The sequence below is a fragment of the Pseudomonas sp. SBT1-2 genome (assembly GCF_028640875.1).
GTDB lineage: Bacteria > Pseudomonadota > Gammaproteobacteria > Pseudomonadales > Pseudomonadaceae > Aquipseudomonas > Aquipseudomonas chlororaphis_I.
The window spans coordinates 54,187-75,901 of sequence record NZ_JAQZAA010000114.1; the positions used below are offsets into that span (position 1 = coordinate 54,187).

The window sequence follows — 21,715 nt, forward strand, 5'->3', positions numbered from 1 at the left end:
TATGGAACTGCTCAACGCCAGCAAACTGCTTGCGGCCTATACCCAGGGCCTGGCGCCCGATGGCCGCGAATCCCTGGTGGTGGTGGCCAAAGGCACGTTCAACCTGCCGCTGGACGGCCGCGCGGCCACCCTCGCCGACACCCAGCAACCGCTGCTGATGGCCGACACCTTCCTCGGCGAGCCCGGCCTCAGCGCCCCGCTGCAGGAAATGGACTTCGCCCCGCTCAAGCCATGCTGCGATGTCCTGGTCCGCGGCAAGGCCTACGCCCCAGGCGGGCGCTCCGTGACGCAGCTGACCGCGGGCATTCGCGTCGGGCGGATGAGCAAGGCTTTTTCCGTCCTCGGTCCACGGCAATGGCAATCGGGGCTGTTGGGCGTTGCTCCCGGCTTGCCGCAGCCGTTTACCGAGCAGGACATCTCCTACGCCCGGGCGTTTGGCGGCAGCCATCCGATCGCCAACGACCCTCAATTGCGTCACTGCTACCTGGACAATCCGATCGGTTGCGGCTGGTACCCGCGCAGCGCCGACAGTGCCGACATCGTCGGCATGCCGATGCCGAGCACCGAAGAGTTGGGCAAACCGATCGACAGCCCCTCTGGCGACTTCCGCCCCATGGCCCTCGGCCCCATCGGCCGTGGCTGGCCACAACGCGCGCGCTTCGCCGGCACCTACGACGAGGCCTGGCTGGCCGACTGCTTTCCCTTTCTGCCGGCGGATTTCGACCAGCGCTACTTTCAGGCGGCCCCCGAGGATCAGCAGACCCACTACCTGCGCGGTGGCGAGGATGTGCTGTTGCTCAACCTCACGCCCCAGGAGCGCGCGGGCTTTCGCATTCCCGAAATGCAGGTGCCAGTGACCTTCTTCCTGAAAAAAGGCGGCCATGAAACCGTGCAGGCGGTGATCGACACCCTGCTGATCGACACGGATATGCAGCACGTCGAGATCACCTGGCGCACCAGCCGCCCGCTCAAGCGCAACCTGTTCGAAATCGCTCAGGTGCTGGTGGGTAGCATGTCCACGGGCTGGTGGCGCGCCCGCGAACTGGGCAAGGATTACTACCCGTCGCTGTCGGCCCTGGTGAAAGCCAAACGCACGCCCGAGGAGACGCCCTGATGACCGCGCTCTGCATCGTCGGCTCCGGCATGGTCAGCGCCGTTGGCCTTAGCGCCCCCGCGAGCTGCGCGGCGATCCGTTGCGCGATCGACAACTTCCAGGAAACCCGTTTCATTGACCAGGCAGGGGAATGGTTGGTCGGCGCGCCCGTGATCCTGCCTGAGCCGTCCTCCGGATATGCACAACTGGTGGGAATGGCCAGCATGGCCATCGCAGAGTGCCTGTCCGGTCTGTCCGACGAGGACGTCCACGGCATACCGCTGCTGCTCGGCGTGGCCGAGAGCGACCGGCCAGGACGCCTGGAGCGCCTGGACGAGTCCTTGCTGCGGGCCATCGAGGAGCGCCTCGGCCAGCGCTTTCACGAGCGCTCCTGCGTGATCCCGCGGGGCCGGGTGAGCGCTGCGGTGGCATTGATCAACGCACGTAAACTCATCGAGCAGGGATATTCGAAGGTACTGATCGCAGGTGTCGATTCCTATCTCACCGGGGCGACGCTCGCGGCCTATCAGGAGCGAGACCGGCTACTCAGCAGTCATTGCGACAACGGCTTCATTCCTGGCGAAGGAGCTGCGGCGATACTGGTGACGGCCGTGCGGGCCAGCGAAGAGCCGCAACTGCTATGCCTTGGGCTTGGTTTCGGAAGGGAAAAAGCTACTGTCGAAAGCGAGGGGCTGCCATTTCGCGCGGACGGGCTCACTCAGGCGGTGAAAGCGGCGTTCGATGACTGCGGCTTCGGCTTCGAGCATGTCGACTATCGTCTCGCCGACCTGACGGGTGAGCAGTATTACTTCAAGGAAGCCGCGCTGGCCCTGAGCCGGACCCTGCGGGTACGCAAGGAGCGCGTCGAGCTCTGGAGCCCCGCGGACTGCATCGGCGAGTGCGGGGCAATGACCGGACCCGCGCTGCTGTGCATTGCCCTGGCTGCCTCGCGCAAAGGCTATGGCCACAGCGCGCAGGTACTCTGCCATTCGAGCAATGATGGGGGCGAGCGGGCGGCGATGGTGCTTGGCTACCAGCGTGTGAGGGCGAACTAGATGGCCAATGAGGTCTACGCCAATGGTCGAGAACTTTCCTGCAAGTCGGCCTCGGGGAAATCGATAGCCTCGTTTCCCGACGTCTGCTTCACCCCGCCACAGGCACCGCCTACCCCCATGGGCGTACCGATCCCCTATCCGAATACCGGCATGTCGAAGGACACGACGCAGGGCAGTCGGACCATCAAGATCACCGGCAAGGAAGTGATGCTCAAGAATAAGAGCCATTTCAAGAAGAGCTATGGCGACGAGGCAGGTCGAGCGCCGAAGAAAGGCATTATCACCAGTACCAACACCGGGAAGGTCTATTTCATCTCCTGGTCGATGGACGTGAAGTTCGAAGGATTGAACGTCGTTCGCCATCTCGACCTGACCACCCACAACCACAATCCGTCTCCTGGCAACACGGCAACCTGGCCGCACACCTCGAAGATGAAGGCGGCCTTCAAGCCGGGCGGCAAGTGCGCCGGCATGGGACACCTGCGCCTGCAGCCCTATAGCAAGGCCTGTCCGAACACAGCGAGCGGAGCGGCGCAAACCGGCCACCATCTGATACCCGGCCGCTGCATGCGCGGCAAGGCCGGCTACAGTCACTCGAAAGCCCCGGTGATCTGCGTGTCGCGCGGCAACCAGCACCAGGGTTCGCACAAGCGCTGCCATGCGAAGTTCGATCCGGTCGAATTGGACCACTTCGACAAGGGCAAGCCGTTCAAATACGAAACCGCACGCAACACTGCGGCCGCCTCGGCAGGAGGCGCACTGAGCCCCCCGCGCGACCTGACGAAAAAAGAGCAGGAGTGCGTTGCCTTCCAGCTCGACCAGTACTACAAGGCCAAGCCGAAGAAAGGACCTGGCTGCACCAACACTTTGAACCTCCGTGCCTCGGGCGCGGCGGGCAAAGTCATACCACCCGCACGTTCCGCACCAGCCCCCGCAGGACGCCCATAGGATCTGAACCATGGCACAGAGCGAAACCGCCCTCTACTTCACCAACATTATCGCGATCGGACCGGAGCAGGCGCTGCTCGGCGGGCATCTCTATCTGGAGGGCGCGGAGCCCAGCGTAACCCGGGTGATGATGATCGACCAGGACGACTGGTTCCATGTCTACGACATTCCCGAGGTGGTCTACAGCGCTCTGCAGAGAGCACCGCTGCGCGGGCAGCAGAAAGGTAACTACTGTTTCCTCGGGCGGGCCGGGCTACTCCGTGAACACCCCTCCGGGCAGTCCAGCACCGACACCACGCTGGACATCGACAATGTCTACCTGATGGACCTCTGCGAGGTGGACGGCGAACTGTATGCCTGCGGCACACAGAACCAGGTATTGAGGCAAAGCAAGGGCGTCTGGCAACGCATCGACCAGGGGCTCTATGTTCCGTTGGTGGACGAGGTCACGGCCTGCCTGAACGGCATTGACGGGTTCTCGCGCGACGACGTCTATGCCGTCGGCGATGGCGGCGCCATCTGGCACTGGGACGGCAAAGGCTGGCAGGCATCGGTGGCACCCACCAACCTGCCGCTTTACTGCGTGCACTGCGCCGCCGATGGTGTGGTGTACATCGGCGGGTCCGGCGGGATCCTGCTGCGAGGCAGCGCGCAGGCGGGATGGACAGATATCGGTGATCGCGACCTGTGCGCCGAAGTGCTGGAAAACATGGTTGAGTTCGCCGGCAAGCTCTACGTGACCGCAACCGACCAGTTGCTCGAGTACGACGGCATGCAGCTGCGCGAGACCAAGGTGCCGCTGAAGGGCAAAAAGGCCTACTACGCCATCGATGCCAAGCCCGATGTGCTGTGGGTGGCAGGCGACGAATGCGTGCTCAGTTTCGACGGCAGCACGTGGCGGCGCCATGTTTGCCCAGAAAACTGATCGATGACGAGCCTCAGTATCGTCATCGACCAACATATTGAGGAGGCCACCTTTCTGGCCGGCCTGCGCGACCTTGCCGTGCACGCCCCCCACTACGACCTGGCGCACCTGCTCGATCTCGACAAGCGCATCGAAGCTCATCTGGATGCTTTGCAGATAGGCGGGCTAAAGAGCCTGGACCTGGTGCTCCAGCAGCTCAACCCCAACGCCCAGGGCGAGATATTCGCGGCCACGGTGCTGGCCTTCGAAGCCGCCAATACTTGCGCAATGACCCAGTTGGCCGAACATCTGCGCGCCCACCCCGACGGTGCCCGTTATATGGGTGCCGCGCTGGGCTGGCTGGATTGGCCCCGAGTCGAACCCTGGGTGGAGAAGCTGCTCGGCTCGCCGGAAGCGTTGTTTCGCTGCATCGGCCTGGCCGCCTGCGGCATGCACCGGCGTGATCCGGGGGCAGTGTTGATTGCGGGATTGGCGCATGCCGATGCGGCCGTTATCGCCCAGGCCGCGCGCATGGCGGGCGAACTGCGCCGTCGTGACCTGATGCCGGCGATTCGTGCCCACCGCCAGCATAAGGACGCAGCCACCCGTTTCTGGGCCAACTGGGCCACCGCGCAAATGGGTGACGAGGAAGCTTTGGAGCCGCTGCGCCAGTTCGCCGAGCAAGCGGGCGAATTCCAGTACCGCGCGCTCTGCGTATTGCTGGCCTGGCAACAGCGCGAGCGCAGCATCGCCTGGATCCGCCAGTTGATGCAGAACCCCGAGCAGCGGCGCATCGGCATCCAGGCGGTTGGGCTGCTGGGCGATCCGGTCAGCGTGCCCTGGCTGATCCAGCAGATGAGCGACCTGCCGCATGCCCGCGTCGCTGGCGAGGCCTTCAGCCTGATGACTGGCGCCGACCTGGCGCTGCTCGATCTGGAATTGCAGGACCTGCCGGATTTCGATGCTGGCCCGAACGACGACCCTGAGGATGCCAATGTCGCCCTGGACCCCGATGAGAACTTGCCCTGGCCCGACCCGCCGTTGATCGCAGCCTGGTGGCAAGCCCATGCAGGCGATTTCCAGGCGGGCGTGGGTTATGTGCTGGGGCTGCGACAGAGCGAAAGCAGTTATCGGCAAGCGCTTGTCCGGGGCCAGCAACGCCAGCGTATCGCCGCGGCCTGCGGCATGGCGCGCTTGCGGCCGACCGAAGTGCTTTTCCCCACCAGCGCGCCCGCCTGGCGGCAAAAGGCATTATTGGGAGAACCTGCGGGGTTCGGGCGCTGAGCCGGCAACCGCCCCGGATGGCACCAGGCTCCTGCCGCTAACGCCAGCGCATGCTCCCCGCGCCTTATCGCGCGACCGACGCCACGCCGCGATTCAGCTGTTCGCGCAGGAACTCGATAAATACCTGCACCGGTCGCGACCCCTGGCGGTGCTGGGGGTAGACCGCCGACAAGGCCAGGGGCGCGGGCTCGAAGTCGTCCAGCAGCGACACCAGTCGCCCGTCCTTGAGCGCCGCCTCGACGATGAAGGTCGGCAGGTAAGTGATGCCCATGCCGGCGATGGCCGCGTCCTTGAGCAATTCGCCGTTGTTGACCCGCATCCTGCCGGTGACGTTGACCAGCAAGGGCTTGTTGCCCTGCCCTTCGAAACGCCACTGCACCTGCCGACCGTGGCCGTAAGGCAGGCAGTCGTGGCCTTGCAGCTCCTCGGGCCTGAGCGGCGTGCCGCGCTCGGCCAGGTACGCCGGGCTGGCGCAATACACCCGCTGGATCGAGGCGATGCGGCGGGCGATCAGCGTCGAGTCTTCCAGCACGCCGATGCGCAAGGCCAGGTCATAGCCCTCGCCGAGCAGGTCCACCGGGCGGTCACTGAGATCGACCTCGACCGCGACATCGCGATAGCGCTGCAGGAACAGCGGCAACAGTTCCCCCAGGTGGGCCATGGCGAACGACAGCGGCGCGCTCAGCCGAATGGTGCCCCGGGGGTCGACGGTCTGGCCGGCGATGCCCTGCTCCACCTGCTCGACTTCGCTGAGCAGGCGCAGCGCCGACTCGTAGTAGCTCTGCCCCAGGGGCGTCACGTCCAGGCGCCGGGTCGAGCGATTGAGCAGGCGCACGCCCAGGCGTTCTTCCAGTTGCATCAGGCGCCGGCTGACGAACTGCTTGGACAGGCCCAACTGATCCGCCGCCGCGGTGAAGCTGCCGGAGTCCATGACCTGGCAAAAAATACGCATGTCTTCGAACGGGTTCATTGTCACTCTCTGGTTGACAGCTGAACGCTTTATAGCCGCTTTTTCGCGTTCCGGCACCTCATTCCACCTGGAAAACCACATCGCCTGGTTTTACGACGGCTACGCCGCCGATCGCAGCCTGCGGCAGCGGCTACAGGGACCGCGATGCCCGTGTAGCCGCTGCCGAGCTTGCGAGGCTGCGAACGGCAACGCAGTTGCCGCAAAACCCGAGTCCGCGATCTGCCTGGAAAACCACATCGCCTGGTTTTACGACGGCTACGCCGCCGATCGCAGCCTGCGGCAGCGGCTACAGGGACCGTGATGCCTGTGTAGCCGCTGCCGAGCTTGCGAGGCTGCGAACGGCAACGCAGTTGCCGCAAAACCTGAGTCCGCGATCTGCCTGGAAAACCACATCGCCTGGTTTTACGACGGCTACGTCGCCGATCGCAGCCTGCGGCAGCGGCTACAGGGACCGCGATGCCTGTGTAGCCGCTGCCGAGCTTGCGAGGCTGCGAACGGCAACGCAGTTGCCGCAAAACCTGAGTCCGCGATCTGCCTGGAAAACCACATCGCCTGGTTTTACGACGGCTGCGCCGCCGATCGCAGGCTACGCCAGCGGCTACAGGGATCGCGGTGTCCGCGAGGCAAAAAAATGCCCGCACAATGGCGGGCATTTTTTCAGCTCGGCGATAACGCCGGGCTTATTTGGCAGTGAATGCCGAGTAGCTGTTCATCAGGTTGCGGTAGTTCGGGATACGCTGCGACAGCAGGTTGGCCAGGCCTTCCATGTCGTTGCGCCAGTCACGCTGCAGCTCGCATGCCACGGAGAACCAGTTGACCAGTTGCGCGCCGGCGGCGGTCATGCGGGCCCAGGCAGCCTGCTGCACCACTTCGTTGAAGGTGCCGGAAGCGTCGGTCACGACGAACACGTCAAAACCTTCTTCCAGTGCGCACAGGGTCGGGAACGCCACGCAGACGTCGGTGACGACGCCGGCGATGATCAGTTGCTTGCGGCCGGTGGCCTTGATCGCCTTGACGAAATCTTCGTTGTCCCAGGCATTGATCTGGCCTGGACGAGCGATGTAGGGCGCGTCCGGGAACATCTGTTTCAGCTCGGGTACCAGTGGGCCGTTCGGGCCGGATTCGAAGCTGGTGGTGAGGATGGTCGGCAGCTTGAAGAACTTGGCGCAGTCGGCCAGGGCCAGCACGTTGTTCTTGAACTCGTTGGGCGAGAAATCCTGGACCAGCGAGATCAGGCCGGTCTGGTGGTCGACCAGCAGGACAACGGCGTCATTAATATCCAGACGTTTGTAGGGTACGTTGCTCATGTGAAACTCCTAGGTGGGTGGATGTCGCTATGAGCGCCGGCCACTGCGGCCGGCACTGTTGTGGATCGTCAGAAGGCAAAGCACGAGCAGCCGAAGGCGCCCCAGAAGCCCTGGAAGTCACTGACCGGCACATTCGACAGGCGCGCCCGCTCGTGGCTGTGGGAGTGCACCGCGCACGGGCCGCTGCACTGGTGCACCTGGGCCACCAGCGGCGAGGTCGGACGCCAGTGCCCCGGCACCTTGACCACCGGCGACCAGTCCGGCAGCACCGGCACCATCGGCGGCGAAAGCTTGGAGAAGTCGCCGGCGGCGTACACCACCTTGCCGTCGACCACGGTCAGCAGCGACTCGATCCACTTGATGGCCTCTTCCTCGACACTGAAGAAGTCCGCGGACAGGGCCGCCAGGTCCGCCAGCTGGCCGACCTTGATCTGGCCCTTCTTGCCCTGCTCCGAGGAGAACCAGGCGCTGCCATGGGTGAACAGTTCCAGCGCGGTCTGCCGGGGCAGGCCTTCGGCGTGCAGCTCCATGCCGCCCACGGTCTTGCCGCTGACCATCCAGTACAGCGAGGTCCAGGGGTTGTAGCTGGAAACCCGAGTGGCATCGGTACCGGCGCCCACCGGCACGCCTTCGGCGAGCATGCGCTTGATCGGCGGGGTCTGTTCGGCGGCCTTGGCGCCGTAGCGGTCGACGAAGTACTCGCCCTGGAACGCCATGCGGTCCTGGATCGCGATGCCGCCACCGAGGGCGCGAACCCGCTCGATGTTTTTCGGCGTGATGGTTTCGGCGTGGTCGAAGAACCACGGCAGGCCGTTGAAGGGGATATCGCGGTTGACCTTCTCGAACACGTCGAGCATGCGCGAGATCGACTCGTCGTAGGTCGCGTGCAGACGGAACGGCCAGCGCTGTTCCACCAGATGCCGCACCACCGGCTCCAGTTCCTGCTCCATGGTCTGCGGCAGGTCCGGACGCGGTTCGAGGAAGTCCTCGAAGTCGGCGGCGGAGAACACCAGCATTTCCCCGGCGCCGTTGTGGCGCAGGAAGTCGTCGCCCTGGTGCAGCTTGACGCTGCCGGTCCAGTTCTTGAAGTCGGTGAGTTCTTCCTTGGGCTTCTGGGTGAACAGGTTGTAGGCGATGCGCACCGTCAACTGCTGCTCCCGGGCCAGTTGCTCGATCACCGCGTAGTCGTCCGGGTAGTTCTGGAAACCGCCGCCGGCATCGATGGCGCTGGTCAGGCCCAGGCGATTGAGTTCGCGCATGAACTGGCGGGTCGAGTTGACCTGGTATTCCAGCGGCAGCTTCGGCCCCTTGGCCAGGGTCGAATAGAGGATCATTGCGTTGGGCCGCGCCACCAGCATGCCGGTGGGTTCGCCGTTGCTGTCGCGGACGATCTCGCCGCCCGGCGGGTTCGGCGTGTTGCGGGTGTAGCCGGCAACGCGCAGGGCCGCGCGGTTGAGCAAGGCGCGGTCGTACAGGTGCAGGACGAACACCGGGGTGTCCGGCGCCGCCTGGTTGAGTTCTTCCAGGGTCGGCATGCGTTTTTCGGCGAACTGGAATTCGTTCCAGCCACCCACCACCCGCACCCATTGCGGGGTCGGCGTGCGGTCGGCCTGGTCCTTGAGCATGCGCAGGGCGTCGGCCAGCGACGGCACGCCTTCCCAGCGCAGTTCCAGGTTGTAGTTCAGGCCACCGCGGATCAGGTGCAGGTGCGAGTCGTTGAGGCCGGGGATCACCGTGCGGCCCTTGAGGTCGATGACCTGGGTGGCGCTGCCACGCAAGGCCATGGCCTCGGCATCGGTGCCCACCGCGACGAAGCGCCCCTGGCTGATGGCGACCGCGCTGGCGCGGGGTTTCTCACGGTCGACGGTGTGGAATTGACCATTGAACAGAATCAGATCGGCGTTCATCGGATGTCCTTCTGAATGGGAAGAGGCAAGGGACAGGCGCGGCCAGAAAGCCGCCGCGGCGCTGAGCAAGGATCCGGCCGCGAGCAAGTGGCGGCGCAGAGGATCGGTCGGGTCGTCGTTATTGGCCATGGCCGGGCTCCAGGTGTCGGTCGGTGACAGTGGCTTGCAACCAGGGGGCGAACAGCCGGGTCGCCAGGGGCATGAACAGGTAGACCACCGAGAGCACGATGGTCAGGGTGATCAGGAAAGTGGCGACCACGTAATTGCCAAGCCAGGCATTCAGTTGCAGCACAGGCCCCCAGATCAGCGGCACCAGCAGGGTGTGCGGCAGAATGACCAGCATAGTCAACAACGCCTGTTTCCACCGTGGCGGTGGCGAAGCGGCATCGGCCTGGGTGGAAAACCAGAATTCATGGACCGGGTGGACTTCGGTCTGGTCGCCGTCGGCCAGCATCGGCGCGGCTTCGTCGACCAGCGCCCGGCGTTGCGGGGAGTCGAGCCAGCGCTGCATCGCCTCGGTGGAGCAGAAGCGCAGCACGCAGGTGAACAGGTCGAGGCCGCCGCTCTTGCCGCGAATCACGTCCACGCCCAGATGCCCTTCGTACTGCCCGGCAACCCCGACAATGCGCCGCAACCAGGCTTCATAGGGTGCCTCCAGGCCAGCCTTGACCCGGTGCTTGACGATCAGCGTCACGACCTCATCGGAATCCGGCCGCGCGCTGGCCTCGAGGCGATTGGAATCAGACATAACGCAAGGCTCCGGCGAAACGATCATTGAGGGCCAGCCGTCCCGGGCCGGCGATAAGAATGCTGCTGAACAGGATCAACAGCAGCCAGGCGAACTGGCCTTCGGCCAGGCTCCACTGCGGGTGCACCACCAGCAATGCCACCAGCAGCACCGCGAGGATCGGCAGGCAGGCCAGGCGCACCGCCACCCCGGCGACGATCAGCAACGGGCACAGCACCTCGGCGAAGATCGCCAGCATCAGCGTCAGGTTGGCGCCCAGCTGGAACGGGTCTTCGATGCGTTGCAGCTCAGCGCTGTAGTCGAGCAGTTTCGGCAGGCCGTGCACCCACAGCAGAAACAGCCCGGCGCTGACTCGCAAAAACAGCAGCCCGAGGTCCCGGGCCCGTTCATCCCAAGGTGAAGCGTTCATTGGCGCACCCACACAATTTGAAAAATCCCCGGCGTCGACGCCGAGAGTGAATGGTGCCGCTGCACGGGCGGGAAAAATTGAACATATGTGCTCTCTTCGCCCCAGGGCCCGGCACGACCGCCCGCATTTAGGCAGAGTGGATCTTCAAGGGCTCGGACATGAACTGGGCGATCCGCGAACGCAACCAGCGCTCGGCCGGATCGTTGTCATGCACCCCGCTCCAGGCCATGGACAGTTGCGCCGCCTCGATGGCGAACGGCGGGTCCTCGGCGCGCAAGGCGCAGCCTTCGACCAGGGCACAGGCCGCGTAGTCGGGCACGGTGGCGATCATTTCGGTGCCGGCGAGCAAGGCCCGCAGACCGCTGAACTGCGGCACGCCCAGGACCACGCGGCGGCTGCGTCCGACCTTGGCCAGGTCAAGGTCGATATTGCCGCTCAGGTCGCCGGAGAACGACACCATGGCGTGGGGCCGCCGGCAGTATTCATCGAGGGTCAGGGGCTCGGGCCGATTGTCGCCGCGCAGCACCTTGCAGCCGATATCGCGCAACTTCTTGCGCTTGGCATTGGCCGGCAACTCGGTGGTATAGCTGACCCCGACCGAGATCTCCCCCGAGGCCAGCAAGGCCGGCATCAACAGGTAGTTGGCCCGGCGCACCACCACGACTATGCCCGGGGCCTCCTCGCGCAACTGGCTCAACAACGGCGGGAACAGGCCGAACTCGGCATCGTCCGAGAGGCCGATGCGGAACAGGTCGCAGCTGGTCGCCGGATCGAATTCCTTGGCCCGGCTGACCGCGCCCGAGATCGCATCCATCGCCGGTTGCAGCTCCTTGAGGATCACCAGCGCCCGGGCCGTCGGCTCCATCCCGCGGCCGTTGCGCAACAGCAGCGGATCGTCGAACAGGTCGCGCAGGCGGCCGAGCGCGGCGCTCACCGCAGGCTGGCCCATGAACAGTTTTTCCGCGACCCGGGTCAGGTTCTTTTCGAACATCAGGGCCTCGAAAATCACCAGCAGGTTCATGTCGATGCGGCGCAGATCGTTACGGTTCATAGCGGCAGTCCCCTTGTGTGTTCAGCCAGCGCACGTCACTCGATCATCGGCACCTTGGCCGCCCGCTGGTAAGGCCCGTACTCGGCCGGCACCCACTGGAAATGCCCATCCACCGCGGCGATATGGCCCACGCCCGGGAACGGCAGGTGCGCCGCGGTCACCCAGGTCTTGTTGCTGGCCGCCTCGCTGAAGACCTTGGCCCGGGCCTTGATCGCCTGCTGGTTGTCGACGTCGAAACGGATCGACACTTCCGGGTGCTCGAACTGCACCGCCAGGTTATGCACCAGGTCGCCCATGAACAGGATGCTCTGGCCCTGGGAAGTGAAGCGGTAGGTGGTGCTGCCCGGGGTATGCCCGGCCTCCAGCTGGGCCTCGACGCCCGGCACCGGCGACTGGCCGCTGGCGAAGGTCTTGAAGCGTCCGGCGGCGCGGTACGGGGCGGTGGAGTCCTGGGCGATCTTGAAGAACTCCCGGGCACCGGCGGGCGCCTTGGCCAGCGCCTGCGGATCGAGCCAGTAGTCGGCTTCGGCCTGGGCGGCGTAGACCGTGGCGTTGGCAAACAGCGGTTGTTGCTTGCCATCCACCAGCCCGCACACGTGGTCCAGGTGCAGGTGGGTGAGCAGGATGGCGTCGACCTGCTCCGGGCGATAACCGGCGGCCTGCATGTTCGCCGTGAGCATGCCGGCGGTGGCGCCGATGCACTGGCCGGCGCCGGTGTCCACCAGGATCAGTTGCTTGCCGGTGTTGACCAAAAAGGCGTTGAAGGCGGTCTGTACCCCCGGGGTCTCGATCGAGCGGCGGGCCAGCAAGGCGCGGATCTGGCCCTGGGTCATGCCCTGGAGCAGCTTCGGCGACAGGTCGTTGTAGCCATCGAACAGCGCCGTCACTTCGTAGTCGCCCACCGCCAGGCGGTAGTAACCGGGTACCTGGGTGCCCTGGACCGGCGCCTGCGCCTGGGCGCCAAGCGATGTCAGGGCCAATGCCAGGGCTGCTCCGCGCAGCGTGCACAGCAGAGAATGCGTCATGCCTTCACCTTTTTGATCGAGTCAGAAAAACGGCCACTCCCGAGCCAGCCGTACAAGGTCGATCATGCACCGGCCGCGCGCCGCAAAAATTGCAGCCATGTGCTCAGTTGCGGCCACTGCCCACCTGCGGATTAACGGAATTAACAACGTTTAACTCGCAAGCCCCCGCCACGCCACCAAGAATGAAGCCCTCTGCGCAGACCTGTTTTCTAAATCGGGAAGCGCCCGACCCACCCTGCGGTGCGTCGGCGCATGCCCACCGACACGGAATTTCGTCATGGCCCACGCTCAGCACAACGCCGTCAGGGCGCCCGCCCCACAAAGCCGAAAAACCACCCCCGGCGGCCTTTCTCCCTGGCGCGAAAGCCTGGTCAAGCAAATGATCCTCGACGGCCTGAGCAGCACCCTGGAAGTCACCGAGCTCGCCCGGGCCTGCGCCCTGTCCCGCAGCCATTTCTCCCGCGCCTTCAAGTGCAGCACCGGCCTGTCGCCCCAGGAATGGATCCGCTGCCAGCGCATCGCCCGGGCCAAGCAACTGATCCAGGACACCGACCTGACCCTGACGCAGATCAGCCTGGAATGCGGCTTCTGCGACCAGGCGCACTTCTGCCACATCTTCACCCACAGCGAAGGCATCAACCCGTTCGCCTGGCGGTGCCGGGTCCTGCGCGCCCGCCCTTGCCTCAACCAGGCAAGCGCATAAGGCCGCGACACGCTTGAGATCCGGCAATAAAAAACGCCGAGAGGCAAAAACCTCCCGGCGTTTTTTTATGGATCAGGCGCAGGTCGCCGAGCGACTCAGGCCTCGATGAACGCCAGCAGGTCGGCGTTGAGCTGATCCTTGTGGGTGTCGGTCAGGCCATGGGGCGCGCCTGGGTAGACCAGCAGCTTCGCGTCCTTGACCAGCTTGGCCGAGGCAATGCCGGCGGCTTCGATCGGCACGATCTGGTCGGCGTCGCCGTGCACCACCAGGGTCGGCACGTCGAATTTCTTCAGGTCTTCGGTGAAGTCGGTTTCGGAGAAGGCCTTGATGCAGTCATAGGTGTTCTTGTGGCCCGCCATCATGCCCTGCATCCAGAACCAGTCGATCATGCCCTGGGACGGCTTGGCGCCAGGCTGGTTGAACCCGAAGAACGGCCCGCTGGCGACGTCCTTGTACAGCTGCGAACGATCGGCCAGCGACGCTTCGCGCAGGCCGTCGAAGACTTCGATCGGCAGGCCGCCGGGGTTGGCCGCGGTCCTGAGCATCAGCGGCGGCACCGCGGAAATCAGCCCGGCCTTGGCGACCCGTGCCGTGCCGTGGCGACCGATGTAGCGCGCCACTTCGCCACCGCCGGTGGAGAAGCCGAACAGCACCGCGTTCTGCAGGTCCAGGCGTTCGATCAACTGCGCCAGGTCGTCGGCGTAGGTGTCCATCTCGTTGCCCGACCAGGGTTGGCTGGAGCGGCCATGCCCGCGGCGGTCATGGGCGATGACCCGGTAGCCCTTGGACGCCAGGAAGATCATCTGCGCCTCCCAGCTGTCGGCATTCAGCGGCCAGCCATGGCTGAAGACGATGGGTTGGCCGCTGCCCCAGTCCTTGTAATAGATCTCGGTACCGTCGCGCGTGGTGAATGTACTCATGGCGTTTTGCTCCTTCAGGGGGTTGGGTGACTCAAATCGATGAATGGGCCATACGCTCGGCCAGGCGCGCCACCCGCTGGCCCAGGTGCGCGGCGGTGCGGCGGTCTTCGAGCGGGGGTGCGTGTTCGGGGGACTGTTCGACATTCGACTGGGCCATGGCGCCCAGGGAACTGCCGAGGCGATTCAACTGGCCATCGAAGACCCCGATGCTGGAGCGCGCCGGCAGCAGGTCGAGGCCGACCCAGATCATCGAGTGCTGGGCCGCGAAGACCGCCATCTGCAACAAGGTGTTGAGCTTGTCGCCACACAGGCAACCGGAATTGGTGAAGCCGGCGGCGAGCTTGTCGCGCCAGGGCTGGGCCAGGTAGAAGGCCGCGGTGGCTTCCATGAAGCCCTTGAACGGCGCCGAGGCGCTGCCCATGTAGGTCGGCGCGCCGAAGATGATGGCGTCGGCCTGGTGCAGGCGCTCCCACTGGTCGTGCACCTCCTCGACCGGGATCAGCCGGCAGGCGCTGTTCAGGTGGCTTTCCACCCCCTGGGCCACGGCTTCGGCCATGACCCGGGTATGGCCATAGCCACTGTGATAGACCACCACCACCTTGCTCATTCCGGCATTCTCCAGACGTGTTCATCCCTTTTTTCTTCGCGCGGCACGCATGATCGTCCCTTCGATCGGCGACATGAAGACCTGGAGTTTTGGGCGTAGGGCGGATACAGGGCGAGTTAAACGTTGTTAATTTTCAGTGGCGCGGGCATCGCCCCTGCCCGCTCGTCGCCAGGACCGCGGCCAATGAATACGGGGCCCATCGCTGGCAAGGAGATTGCTGCGGTCAGCGCACCGGATGCACGCCCGTCCGCGTCGCGTTGCGTTGTTCGGGAAACCTGAGGAACATGCTCGAAAACCGCGAGATAGAAGGTCGTGCCCTTCGTCCGCCCTTCCCGCACAGGTGCCACGGGAAACACTGGAAAAAAGCAAAGCAGCAGGAGTGAGCCGTTGACCCTAGCCCCCGAACAAGCTGTGCATTTCGGCCCCTACCGGATCTACCCCGGGCAACGCCTGATCCTGGAAGCCGAGCGGCCCTTGCGCCTGGGCCGCCGCTCCATGGACATCCTGCTGATCCTCCTGGAACACGCCGGCGAAGTGGTCAGCAAGCAGCAACTGATCGCCCGGGTCTGGCCCAGGAGCGTGGTCGAAGACACCAACCTGCGGGTGCACATGGCGGCGCTGCGCAAGGCCCTGGGCGACGGCCAGGCCGGCCAGCGCTACATCGTCACCGTGGCCCAGCGCGGCTACAGCTTCGTCGCGCCCTTCTCCCTGGAGCCGTTCTCCCCCGAGCGTTTCGAGCAAAGCCCCGCAGGCGCTCCCGCCGAGCCGAGCGGGCATAACCTGCCGGTGCGCCGCACCCGCCTGATCGGCCGCCAGGTGCTGGTGGACAATGTGATGCGGCAACTGGCGCGCCAGCGTTTCATCACCCTGGTCGGCCCCGGCGGCATCGGCAAGACCACCGTGGCCCTGCGGGTCGCCGAACAGCTGATCGGCCAGTACCGCGACGGCATCCGCCTGCTGGACCTGGCGCCGCTCAACGACCCGCAAATGATCACCAGCCACCTGGCGACCCTCCTCGACCTGGCGCTGCACGACGGCGAACCGGTGGCCGGCCTGGCGAGCTTCCTGCGCGAGCGGCAGATGCTGCTGGTGATCGACAACTGCGAGCACTTGCTCGACGCCATTGCGCCGCTCTGCGAAAGCATCCTGCGCGCGGCGCCGCAGGTGCATGTCCTGGCCACCAGCCGCGAGAGCCTGCGGGCCGAAGGCGAATTCGTGCAACGCCTGGAATCCCTCGATTGCCCACCGCCCATCGCGGTGCTGGACCGCGCCCAGGCCCTGACTTTTTCGGCCCTGCAGTTGTTCGTCGAACGGGCGATGGCCAGCCACGACAGTTTCGAACTGAGCCACGCCGAACTGCCCCTGGCGATCGATATCTGCCGGCGCCTGGACGGCATTCCCCTGGCCATCGAACTGGCCGCCGCCCAGGTCGGCAACCTGGGGCTCGCCGGATTGCTCAGCCAGTTGCAAGGCAGCTTTCGCCTGCTGCCCCAGGGCGGCCAGATCACCCCGGGCCGTCATCAGACCCTGCGCGCCACCCTGGACTGGAGCTTCGAGCTGCTCAGCGCCTGCGAGCAGGCCTGCCTGCGCCGGCTGGGCATCTTCCGGGGCGGCTTCACCCTGCAATCGGCCGCGGCGGTGATCGTCGGCGAGCACATCGAAGCCCGCGTGGTCTTTACCTCGATCACCCAGCTGGTGGCCAAGTCCCTGCTGAACGTGGAGGTCGGCGACGAGGAAGTGTTCTATCGCCTGCTGGACACCACCCGCAGCTACGCCCTGGAAAAACTCGAGCAGGCCGCCGAACTGCCGGCTACCCGCAGGCGGCACGCCGAACGTTGCCTGGCCCTGATGCACCAGGCCCAGGACGATTGGGAACAGACCCCCTCGACGCTCTGGGTCGAGCGGCACGCCCGCAGCCTGGAAGACATCCGCGCGGCGCTCGACTGGGGCCTGAATGCCCAGGGCCCGCAACAGCTGGCGATCCGCCTGGCCGCGGTCTCCGCGCCGCTGTGGCAGGAGCTGTCGCTGCTCAAGGAACATGGCGCCCATGTGCGCAAGGCGCTGACCCTGCTGCACGCGACAGACCAGCCCTGCCCGCGCCTGACCCAGGCCCTCAAGCTGGCGCTCGGCAGCGCCTGCTACCACACCCAGGGCAGCAGCGCCGAAGCCATCGAGGCCTTCGTCGCCGCCAGGACCCTGGCCGAAGGCAGCGACGATGTGGCCGCCCAGCTCAAGGCGGTGTCCGGGCACATGGCGGTCAACCTCAGTTGCGGCCACTACCAACTGGCCCTGGAGCAAAGCCGGCAGTTCGACCACCTGGCGCTGCGCGACGCCGGCGCCAACGCAATGTCCCTCAGCACCCAGCGCCTGCAGGTGCTGGCCCTGCACTTTGCCGGCGACCAACCGCAGGCCCGGGACAAGGCCGAGCAAGTCATCCAGCTGATGGCCCAGAGCGGCAACCTGAGCCGCTTCACCCGCGGCTTTGGCGTGCAGTACGACCAGAGCGTCGCCGCCCTGACGATCCTGGCGCGGATCCTCTGGTTGCAGGGCCATCCGGAAAAAGCCTGGCGCACCGCGCGCCAGGCCCTGGAGATCGCCTTGCAGATCAACCACGGCACGTCCATCTGCTACACCCTGGCGCTGGCCGGCTGCCTGATCGCCCACTACAACGGCGACACCGCGACCGCCCGCGAACTCCTGCGCCTGCTGCTGGAGCAGGCGCAGAAGCATTCGGTGCTGCTGTTCTACACCTGGGGCCGGCACTATGCGCAGGTCATCGAAGGCGCCCCGCAGTTCTCGCCGCCGCAATCCGGCGTCGGGCTGATCGGCGAAATCATGGTGACCCTGGACGGCGGCTTTATCGATAACGCTTTGCTGCAACGGGCCGAAAACGGCACGGCCGGCTGGAGCACGGCGGAGATCCTGCGCGCCAGGGCCGAGGCGCTGTTGACCGACAATGCGCCTGACACCGCCGAAGCGGTGCTGCACCAGGCGTTGGCAGTGGCCAGGGCCCAGGGCGCGCTGACCTGGGAATTGCGCAGCGCCACCTCGCTGGCCCGGCTCTGGCAGCGCCAGGGCCAGGCCCGGCGCGCCCATAAGCTGCTCGCACCGCTCTACGCCCGGTTCACCGAAGGTTTCGCCACGCCGGACCTAACCCGCGTCCGTGAACTGCTCGATGAGCTGCAACGAGACCTTCCTGACTGACAGCCAGCGGGTCTTGCCGATGGCGTGGGCATGCCGCCGTTCGAACACCCGCAGCTGCCCGCTGTGTTCGAGCTTTTCCAGCGCGTAGGCGCGGGTGGTGTTGAGAAAGCGGTAATGCGTCGTGCCCTGGCCCTGCTCCAGCGCCAGCAGCGATTTGCGCGCCAGCTGCGCCATGACCTCGGCCACGCACTCGGGCCGCAGCACCGCACAGCTGATGACGTCGGTGGCGGCCCGCACGGTGAAGGCCGTGTCGAACACCGCCAGGCGCTGCAACAGGGTCTGCTCCAACGGGCTCAGGCGCTGATAGCTCCAGTCCAGGGCGGACTTGAGCGTCTGATGCCGCGCCACGGCCGTGCGCCGGCCCTGGGTCAGCAGTTGAAAGCAGTTGTCCAGCTGCGCTTGCAGCCCCACCAGCGCCAGCGCGTCGATCTGCGCCGCCGCCAGTTCGATGGCCAATGGCAAGCCATCGAGCCGTCGGCAGATTTCGCGCACCGCTGCCAGGTCCTGTTCCCGCAAGGCAAAGTCTTGCTGGCGGGCCCGGGCACGGCTGACGAACAGTTGCACCGCCGAATGGCTCATGACCTCGGCCACGCTGTGCAACGCCGAAGCCGGCGGCACCGACAGGGCCGCCAGGCCATGCACGGTCTCCCCCGCAGCCTGTAGCGGTTCGCGGCTGGTGGCCAGGATCGACAGCCGTGGCGCCGAGGCCAGCAACTGCTCGACCACGGCCCGGCAGCGTTCGAGCAGGTGCTCGCAATTGTCCAGCACCAGCAAGGCATGCCGGGTTGCCAGCGCCTCCAGGCCGGCGTCCAGCTCGAGGCTGTGCCTCATGTGCTCGACCAGTTGCGCCGGGTCGTCGATGGCCGCCAAATCGATGAACCACACGCCATCGCGGTAGTGCTGCAACAGCAGCTCGGCGACCCGCAGCGCGACCGTGGTCTTGCCGATCCCCGCCGGACCGACCAGGGTCATGAAGCGGCGCACTGGCAACTGCCGGACCAGGCTGCCGACCAGCGGGTCGCGGCCGGTGACCGGGGTCAGCCGTGCCGGCAGGTTGTGTTGGGGTTTGTGCAGGCTGGCCAGCGCGACCGGCTCTTCTTGCGCCTCGCGCAGCACCGGGGCGATGAAGCAATAACCGCGCTGCGGAATGTTGACGATGTAGCCTTGCCCGTCCGGGCCTTCACCAAGGGCGCGTCGCAGGGCGGCGATGTGCACGCGCAGGTTGATGTCCTCGACCACCGAGTTCGGCCAGACGCAGGCGATCAGTTCGTCCTTGCCCACCACCTGGCCGGCGCGCTCGACCAGCACCCGCAGGATGTCCAGGGCACGCCCGCCCATGCGCAACGGCCGATCGCCGTCCAGGACCAGCCGCTGCCGCAGGTGGAAGGCGTAGGGGCCGAACCGCAGCACCGCATCACTGTTCAAGTCTCTGACGCTGTTCATGCGCATCCACGTGCTGGAAACCCGGCCTGGCGCCAGGCTCCCGCACCTCCATTACCAAGAATTCCCCAGTATCTTGGCAGGCAGCGATGACGGTACAACCGCCCTGGAGGGAGCGTCACGGCCATCGCGGTGCGCCAGACGGACAAGCCGGCACTAGCTGAACTGTTCGCGGTACTGGGTGGGGGTCAGGCCGAGCTTTTCACTGAACAGAAAGCGCATGTGCCGCACGCTGCCGAAGCCGCTTTTGTAGGCCACGGTCTTGAGCGGCAGGTCGCTGGTCTCCAGCAGGTTCCGCGCGCGGTCGATGCGTGCGCTTTGCAGGAACTCCATGGGCGTCATGTTCACTTCCCGGGCGAACACCCGGGCGAAATGGCGCGTGCTCATGTTCGCCAGGCTGGCCATGCGCTCGATGCTGAAGGCTTCGTCCAGGCGTTCGAGCACATGGTTCTGCACCCGGGTCACCGGCGTTTCCTGCGGCGCCACCGTGGCCATCAACGGGCTGAACTGCGCCTGCCCGCCCTGGCGCTTCATCACCACCAGCAACACCTTGGCCACGTCCTGGGCGACTTTCTTGCCGTGGTCGCGAGCGACCACGGCCAGTGCCAGGTCGATGCCGGCGGTGACCCCGCCCGAGGTGATCAGGTTGCGGTCCTCGACGAAGATCTGGTCGGTCTCCACCGTTGCCTTGGGGAAGGCCCGGATCAGGCGCTCCGTGTAGTGCCAGTGGGTCGTCACCCGAAACCCGTCGAGCAACCCGGCATGCCCGAGGATGAAGGCCCCGGTGCAGATCGAGCCATAGACGGCCGAGCGGCGCACGGCTCCCGCCAGCCAGTCGAGCAAGGGTGGATGCTTTTCGTTGTAGGCCCCCGGCCCCCCGGGCACCAGCAGCAGGTCATAGTTGTCGCGCGCCTGGTCGATATGCATGTCGGCCTGGACGCTGACGCCGTTGGAAGCGCGCAACGGGCCGTGCTCGGTGCCGATCGTCGAGAGCTGGTAATGGTCCTTCGGCTCCAGATAACGATTGGCGATGGAAAACACCTCCATGGGCCCGGCCATGTCGAGCAGGAGAAAGTCTGGAAACAGCACCATTGCCACGGTTTTCATGGGTAAAGATCACTGATATCAAAGGGTTAAAAGCCTAACGCCGACCCTGCAGATTATGCCCGGACGGCGCGCGATCGTCGGACAAGAATACGTGATTCAGCGCACAAAATTGTCAACCCGAAAGGGACAGTCTTTCAGTTTCCATCTACTTATTGCATCACAGGGTAAACATTAGCCTTCTCCTCAACCGGACGAATTCCCGTCCCGACAGGAGATTCCCTCATGCTGACCCTTCGCAAAGCCTCTGATCGCGGCGCCGCCAACCACGGTTGGTTGAAGTCCTTCCACACCTTTTCCTTCGCCAACTACCGCAACCCGCGGGAGCAGGGTTTTTCCGACCTGCTGGTGATCAACGACGACCGGGTCGCCGCCGGCAAGGGCTTCGGCCAGCACCCGCACCGGGACATGGAGATTTTCTCCTATGTGCTCGAAGGCGCCCTGGAACACAAGGACACCCTGGGCACCGGTTCGGTGATCCGCCCTGGCGACGTGCAACTGATGAGCGCTGGCAGCGGCGTGGCGCACAGCGAGTACAACCACTCGGCCACCCAGCCTGTGCACTTCCTGCAGATCTGGATAGTGCCGGATGTCAGCGGCGCCAGGCCGCGTTACCAGCAGGAGCATTTCAGCCCGCAGCAAAAACGCGGTCGCCTGCAACTGATCATCTCCCCCGAGGGCGCCGACGGTTCGCTGCAGGTGCGCCAGGATGCGCGGGTCTATGCCGGGCTGATCGATGGCCAGGAAAGCGCCACCCTGACGCTCGACGCCGACCGCTACGCCTATGTGCATGTGGCCCGCGGCTCGGTCGAGCTCAACGGCCTGTCCTTGCAGGAAGGCGATGGCGTGCGGGTCCGCAAGGAACAGGCACTGACCTTGAGCAACGGCGCGGATGCCGAAGTGCTGGTGTTCGATCTGCGGGCGCAGGAACTGCCCGAGATGCCTTGACCGGCACTGGCCTGGGGGCGTTTGCCCCCGGGCCTGACTGGCGAACGGCCAAGGCCCCGCAAGCGTTTGAGGCGATATCGGCGAGGCA

Annotated in this window: 20 protein-coding genes; 9 read left to right on the top strand and 11 right to left on the bottom strand. The window is 65.5% G+C overall.

The window, feature by feature from the left end:
• Position 1 precedes the first annotated feature (1 nt).
• Genes PVZ78_RS28510 through PVZ78_RS28530 form a run of 5 tightly spaced genes read left to right on the top strand, consistent with a single transcriptional unit; the run spans position 2 to position 5,284 of the window.
• Positions 2-1,114: a DUF2169 family type VI secretion system accessory protein gene (locus tag PVZ78_RS28510; protein ID WP_273829623.1), complete on the top strand. Its 1,113-nt coding sequence runs from the start codon at positions 2-4 to the stop codon at positions 1,112-1,114.
• Positions 1,114-2,148, top strand: coding sequence for a hypothetical protein (locus PVZ78_RS28515; protein WP_124340382.1), 1,035 nt, complete (start codon positions 1,114-1,116; stop codon positions 2,146-2,148). Before PVZ78_RS28510 ends, PVZ78_RS28515 begins: the two co-directional genes overlap by 1 nt.
• Positions 2,149-3,096 (top strand): DUF4150 domain-containing protein, encoded by a 948-nt coding sequence (locus PVZ78_RS28520; RefSeq protein WP_009049577.1) that lies wholly within the window; start codon positions 2,149-2,151, stop codon positions 3,094-3,096.
• Positions 3,097-3,106: 10 nt separating this feature from the next.
• On the top strand, positions 3,107-4,021 hold the full coding sequence (locus PVZ78_RS28525) for a hypothetical protein (protein WP_273829624.1): 915 nt from the start codon (positions 3,107-3,109) through the stop codon (positions 4,019-4,021).
• A gap of 3 nt (positions 4,022-4,024) precedes the next feature.
• On the top strand, positions 4,025-5,284 hold the full coding sequence (locus PVZ78_RS28530; protein ID WP_273829625.1) for a TIGR02270 family protein: 1,260 nt from the start codon (positions 4,025-4,027) through the stop codon (positions 5,282-5,284).
• A gap of 64 nt (positions 5,285-5,348) precedes the next feature.
• On the opposite strand, the gene PVZ78_RS28535 is transcribed toward PVZ78_RS28530, so the two are convergent.
• Complete coding sequence (locus PVZ78_RS28535) at positions 5,349-6,254, bottom strand: LysR family transcriptional regulator (protein WP_198919061.1); 906 nt, start codon at positions 6,252-6,254, stop codon at positions 5,349-5,351.
• Here PVZ78_RS28535 and PVZ78_RS28540 point away from each other — a divergent pair.
• Positions 6,214-6,555, top strand: a complete 342-nt coding sequence (locus PVZ78_RS28540; RefSeq protein WP_124340386.1) for a hypothetical protein — start codon at positions 6,214-6,216, stop codon at positions 6,553-6,555. The two genes, PVZ78_RS28535 and PVZ78_RS28540, sit on opposite strands and share 41 nt — an antisense overlap.
• Positions 6,556-6,934: 379 nt before the next feature.
• Here PVZ78_RS28540 and ycaC read toward each other — a convergent pair whose 3' ends face one another.
• The 6 genes from ycaC to PVZ78_RS28570 all read right to left on the bottom strand — a co-directional run bounded on the left by ycaC (position 6,935) and on the right by PVZ78_RS28570 (position 12,701).
• Positions 6,935-7,561, bottom strand: a complete 627-nt coding sequence (ycaC, locus tag PVZ78_RS28545; RefSeq protein ID WP_009049581.1) for an isochorismate family cysteine hydrolase YcaC — start codon at positions 7,559-7,561, stop codon at positions 6,935-6,937.
• A gap of 68 nt (positions 7,562-7,629) precedes the next feature.
• Positions 7,630-9,468: an amidohydrolase gene (locus PVZ78_RS28550; RefSeq protein WP_273829631.1), complete on the bottom strand. Its 1,839-nt coding sequence runs from the start codon at positions 9,466-9,468 to the stop codon at positions 7,630-7,632.
• Positions 9,469-9,586: 118 nt separating this feature from the next.
• Entirely contained in the window at positions 9,587-10,216 is a 630-nt protein-coding gene (locus tag PVZ78_RS28555) for an antibiotic biosynthesis monooxygenase (protein ID WP_009049583.1), read from the bottom strand.
• Entirely contained in the window at positions 10,209-10,625 is a 417-nt protein-coding gene (locus tag PVZ78_RS28560; protein WP_009049584.1) for a DoxX family protein, read from the bottom strand. Before PVZ78_RS28560 ends, PVZ78_RS28555 begins: the two co-directional genes overlap by 8 nt.
• A 127-nt stretch (positions 10,626-10,752) precedes the next feature.
• Complete coding sequence (locus tag PVZ78_RS28565) at positions 10,753-11,676, bottom strand: LysR family transcriptional regulator (protein ID WP_009049585.1); 924 nt, start codon at positions 11,674-11,676, stop codon at positions 10,753-10,755.
• A gap of 35 nt (positions 11,677-11,711) precedes the next feature.
• Positions 11,712-12,701, bottom strand: a complete 990-nt coding sequence (locus PVZ78_RS28570; RefSeq protein ID WP_016703073.1) for an MBL fold metallo-hydrolase — start codon at positions 12,699-12,701, stop codon at positions 11,712-11,714.
• A gap of 277 nt (positions 12,702-12,978) precedes the next feature.
• Here PVZ78_RS28570 and PVZ78_RS28575 point away from each other — a divergent pair, with 277 nt between their 5' ends.
• Positions 12,979-13,404, top strand: coding sequence for a helix-turn-helix domain-containing protein (locus PVZ78_RS28575; RefSeq protein WP_009049587.1), 426 nt, complete (start codon positions 12,979-12,981; stop codon positions 13,402-13,404).
• A gap of 95 nt (positions 13,405-13,499) precedes the next feature.
• Here the strand turns inward: PVZ78_RS28575 and PVZ78_RS28580 are convergent, their stop codons facing one another.
• Positions 13,500-14,324 (bottom strand): alpha/beta fold hydrolase, encoded by an 825-nt coding sequence (locus PVZ78_RS28580; RefSeq protein ID WP_016703074.1) that lies wholly within the window; start codon positions 14,322-14,324, stop codon positions 13,500-13,502.
• Positions 14,325-14,355: 31 nt separating this feature from the next.
• The gene (locus PVZ78_RS28585) at positions 14,356-14,931 is read right to left on the bottom strand and encodes a flavodoxin family protein (protein WP_273829626.1); all 576 of its coding nucleotides are present in this window, start codon (positions 14,929-14,931) and stop codon (positions 14,356-14,358) included.
• A 387-nt stretch (positions 14,932-15,318) separates the two neighbouring features.
• On the opposite strand from PVZ78_RS28585, the gene PVZ78_RS28590 reads away from it, so the two are divergent.
• Positions 15,319-18,135: an ATP-binding protein gene (locus PVZ78_RS28590; RefSeq protein WP_273829627.1), complete on the top strand. Its 2,817-nt coding sequence runs from the start codon at positions 15,319-15,321 to the stop codon at positions 18,133-18,135.
• Here the strand turns inward: PVZ78_RS28590 and PVZ78_RS28595 are convergent.
• Positions 18,082-19,578 (bottom strand): ATP-binding protein, encoded by a 1,497-nt coding sequence (locus PVZ78_RS28595; protein WP_273829628.1) that lies wholly within the window; start codon positions 19,576-19,578, stop codon positions 18,082-18,084. The two genes, PVZ78_RS28590 and PVZ78_RS28595, sit on opposite strands and share 54 nt — an antisense overlap.
• 153 nt (positions 19,579-19,731) lie before the next feature.
• Positions 19,732-20,682: a GlxA family transcriptional regulator gene (locus tag PVZ78_RS28600; RefSeq protein WP_009049592.1), complete on the bottom strand. Its 951-nt coding sequence runs from the start codon at positions 20,680-20,682 to the stop codon at positions 19,732-19,734.
• Positions 20,683-20,904: 222 nt separating this feature from the next.
• On the opposite strand from PVZ78_RS28600, the gene PVZ78_RS28605 reads away from it, so the two are divergent.
• On the top strand, positions 20,905-21,627 hold the full coding sequence (locus tag PVZ78_RS28605; protein WP_103331884.1) for a pirin family protein: 723 nt from the start codon (positions 20,905-20,907) through the stop codon (positions 21,625-21,627).
• The last annotated feature ends 88 nt before the right edge of the window (positions 21,628-21,715 follow it).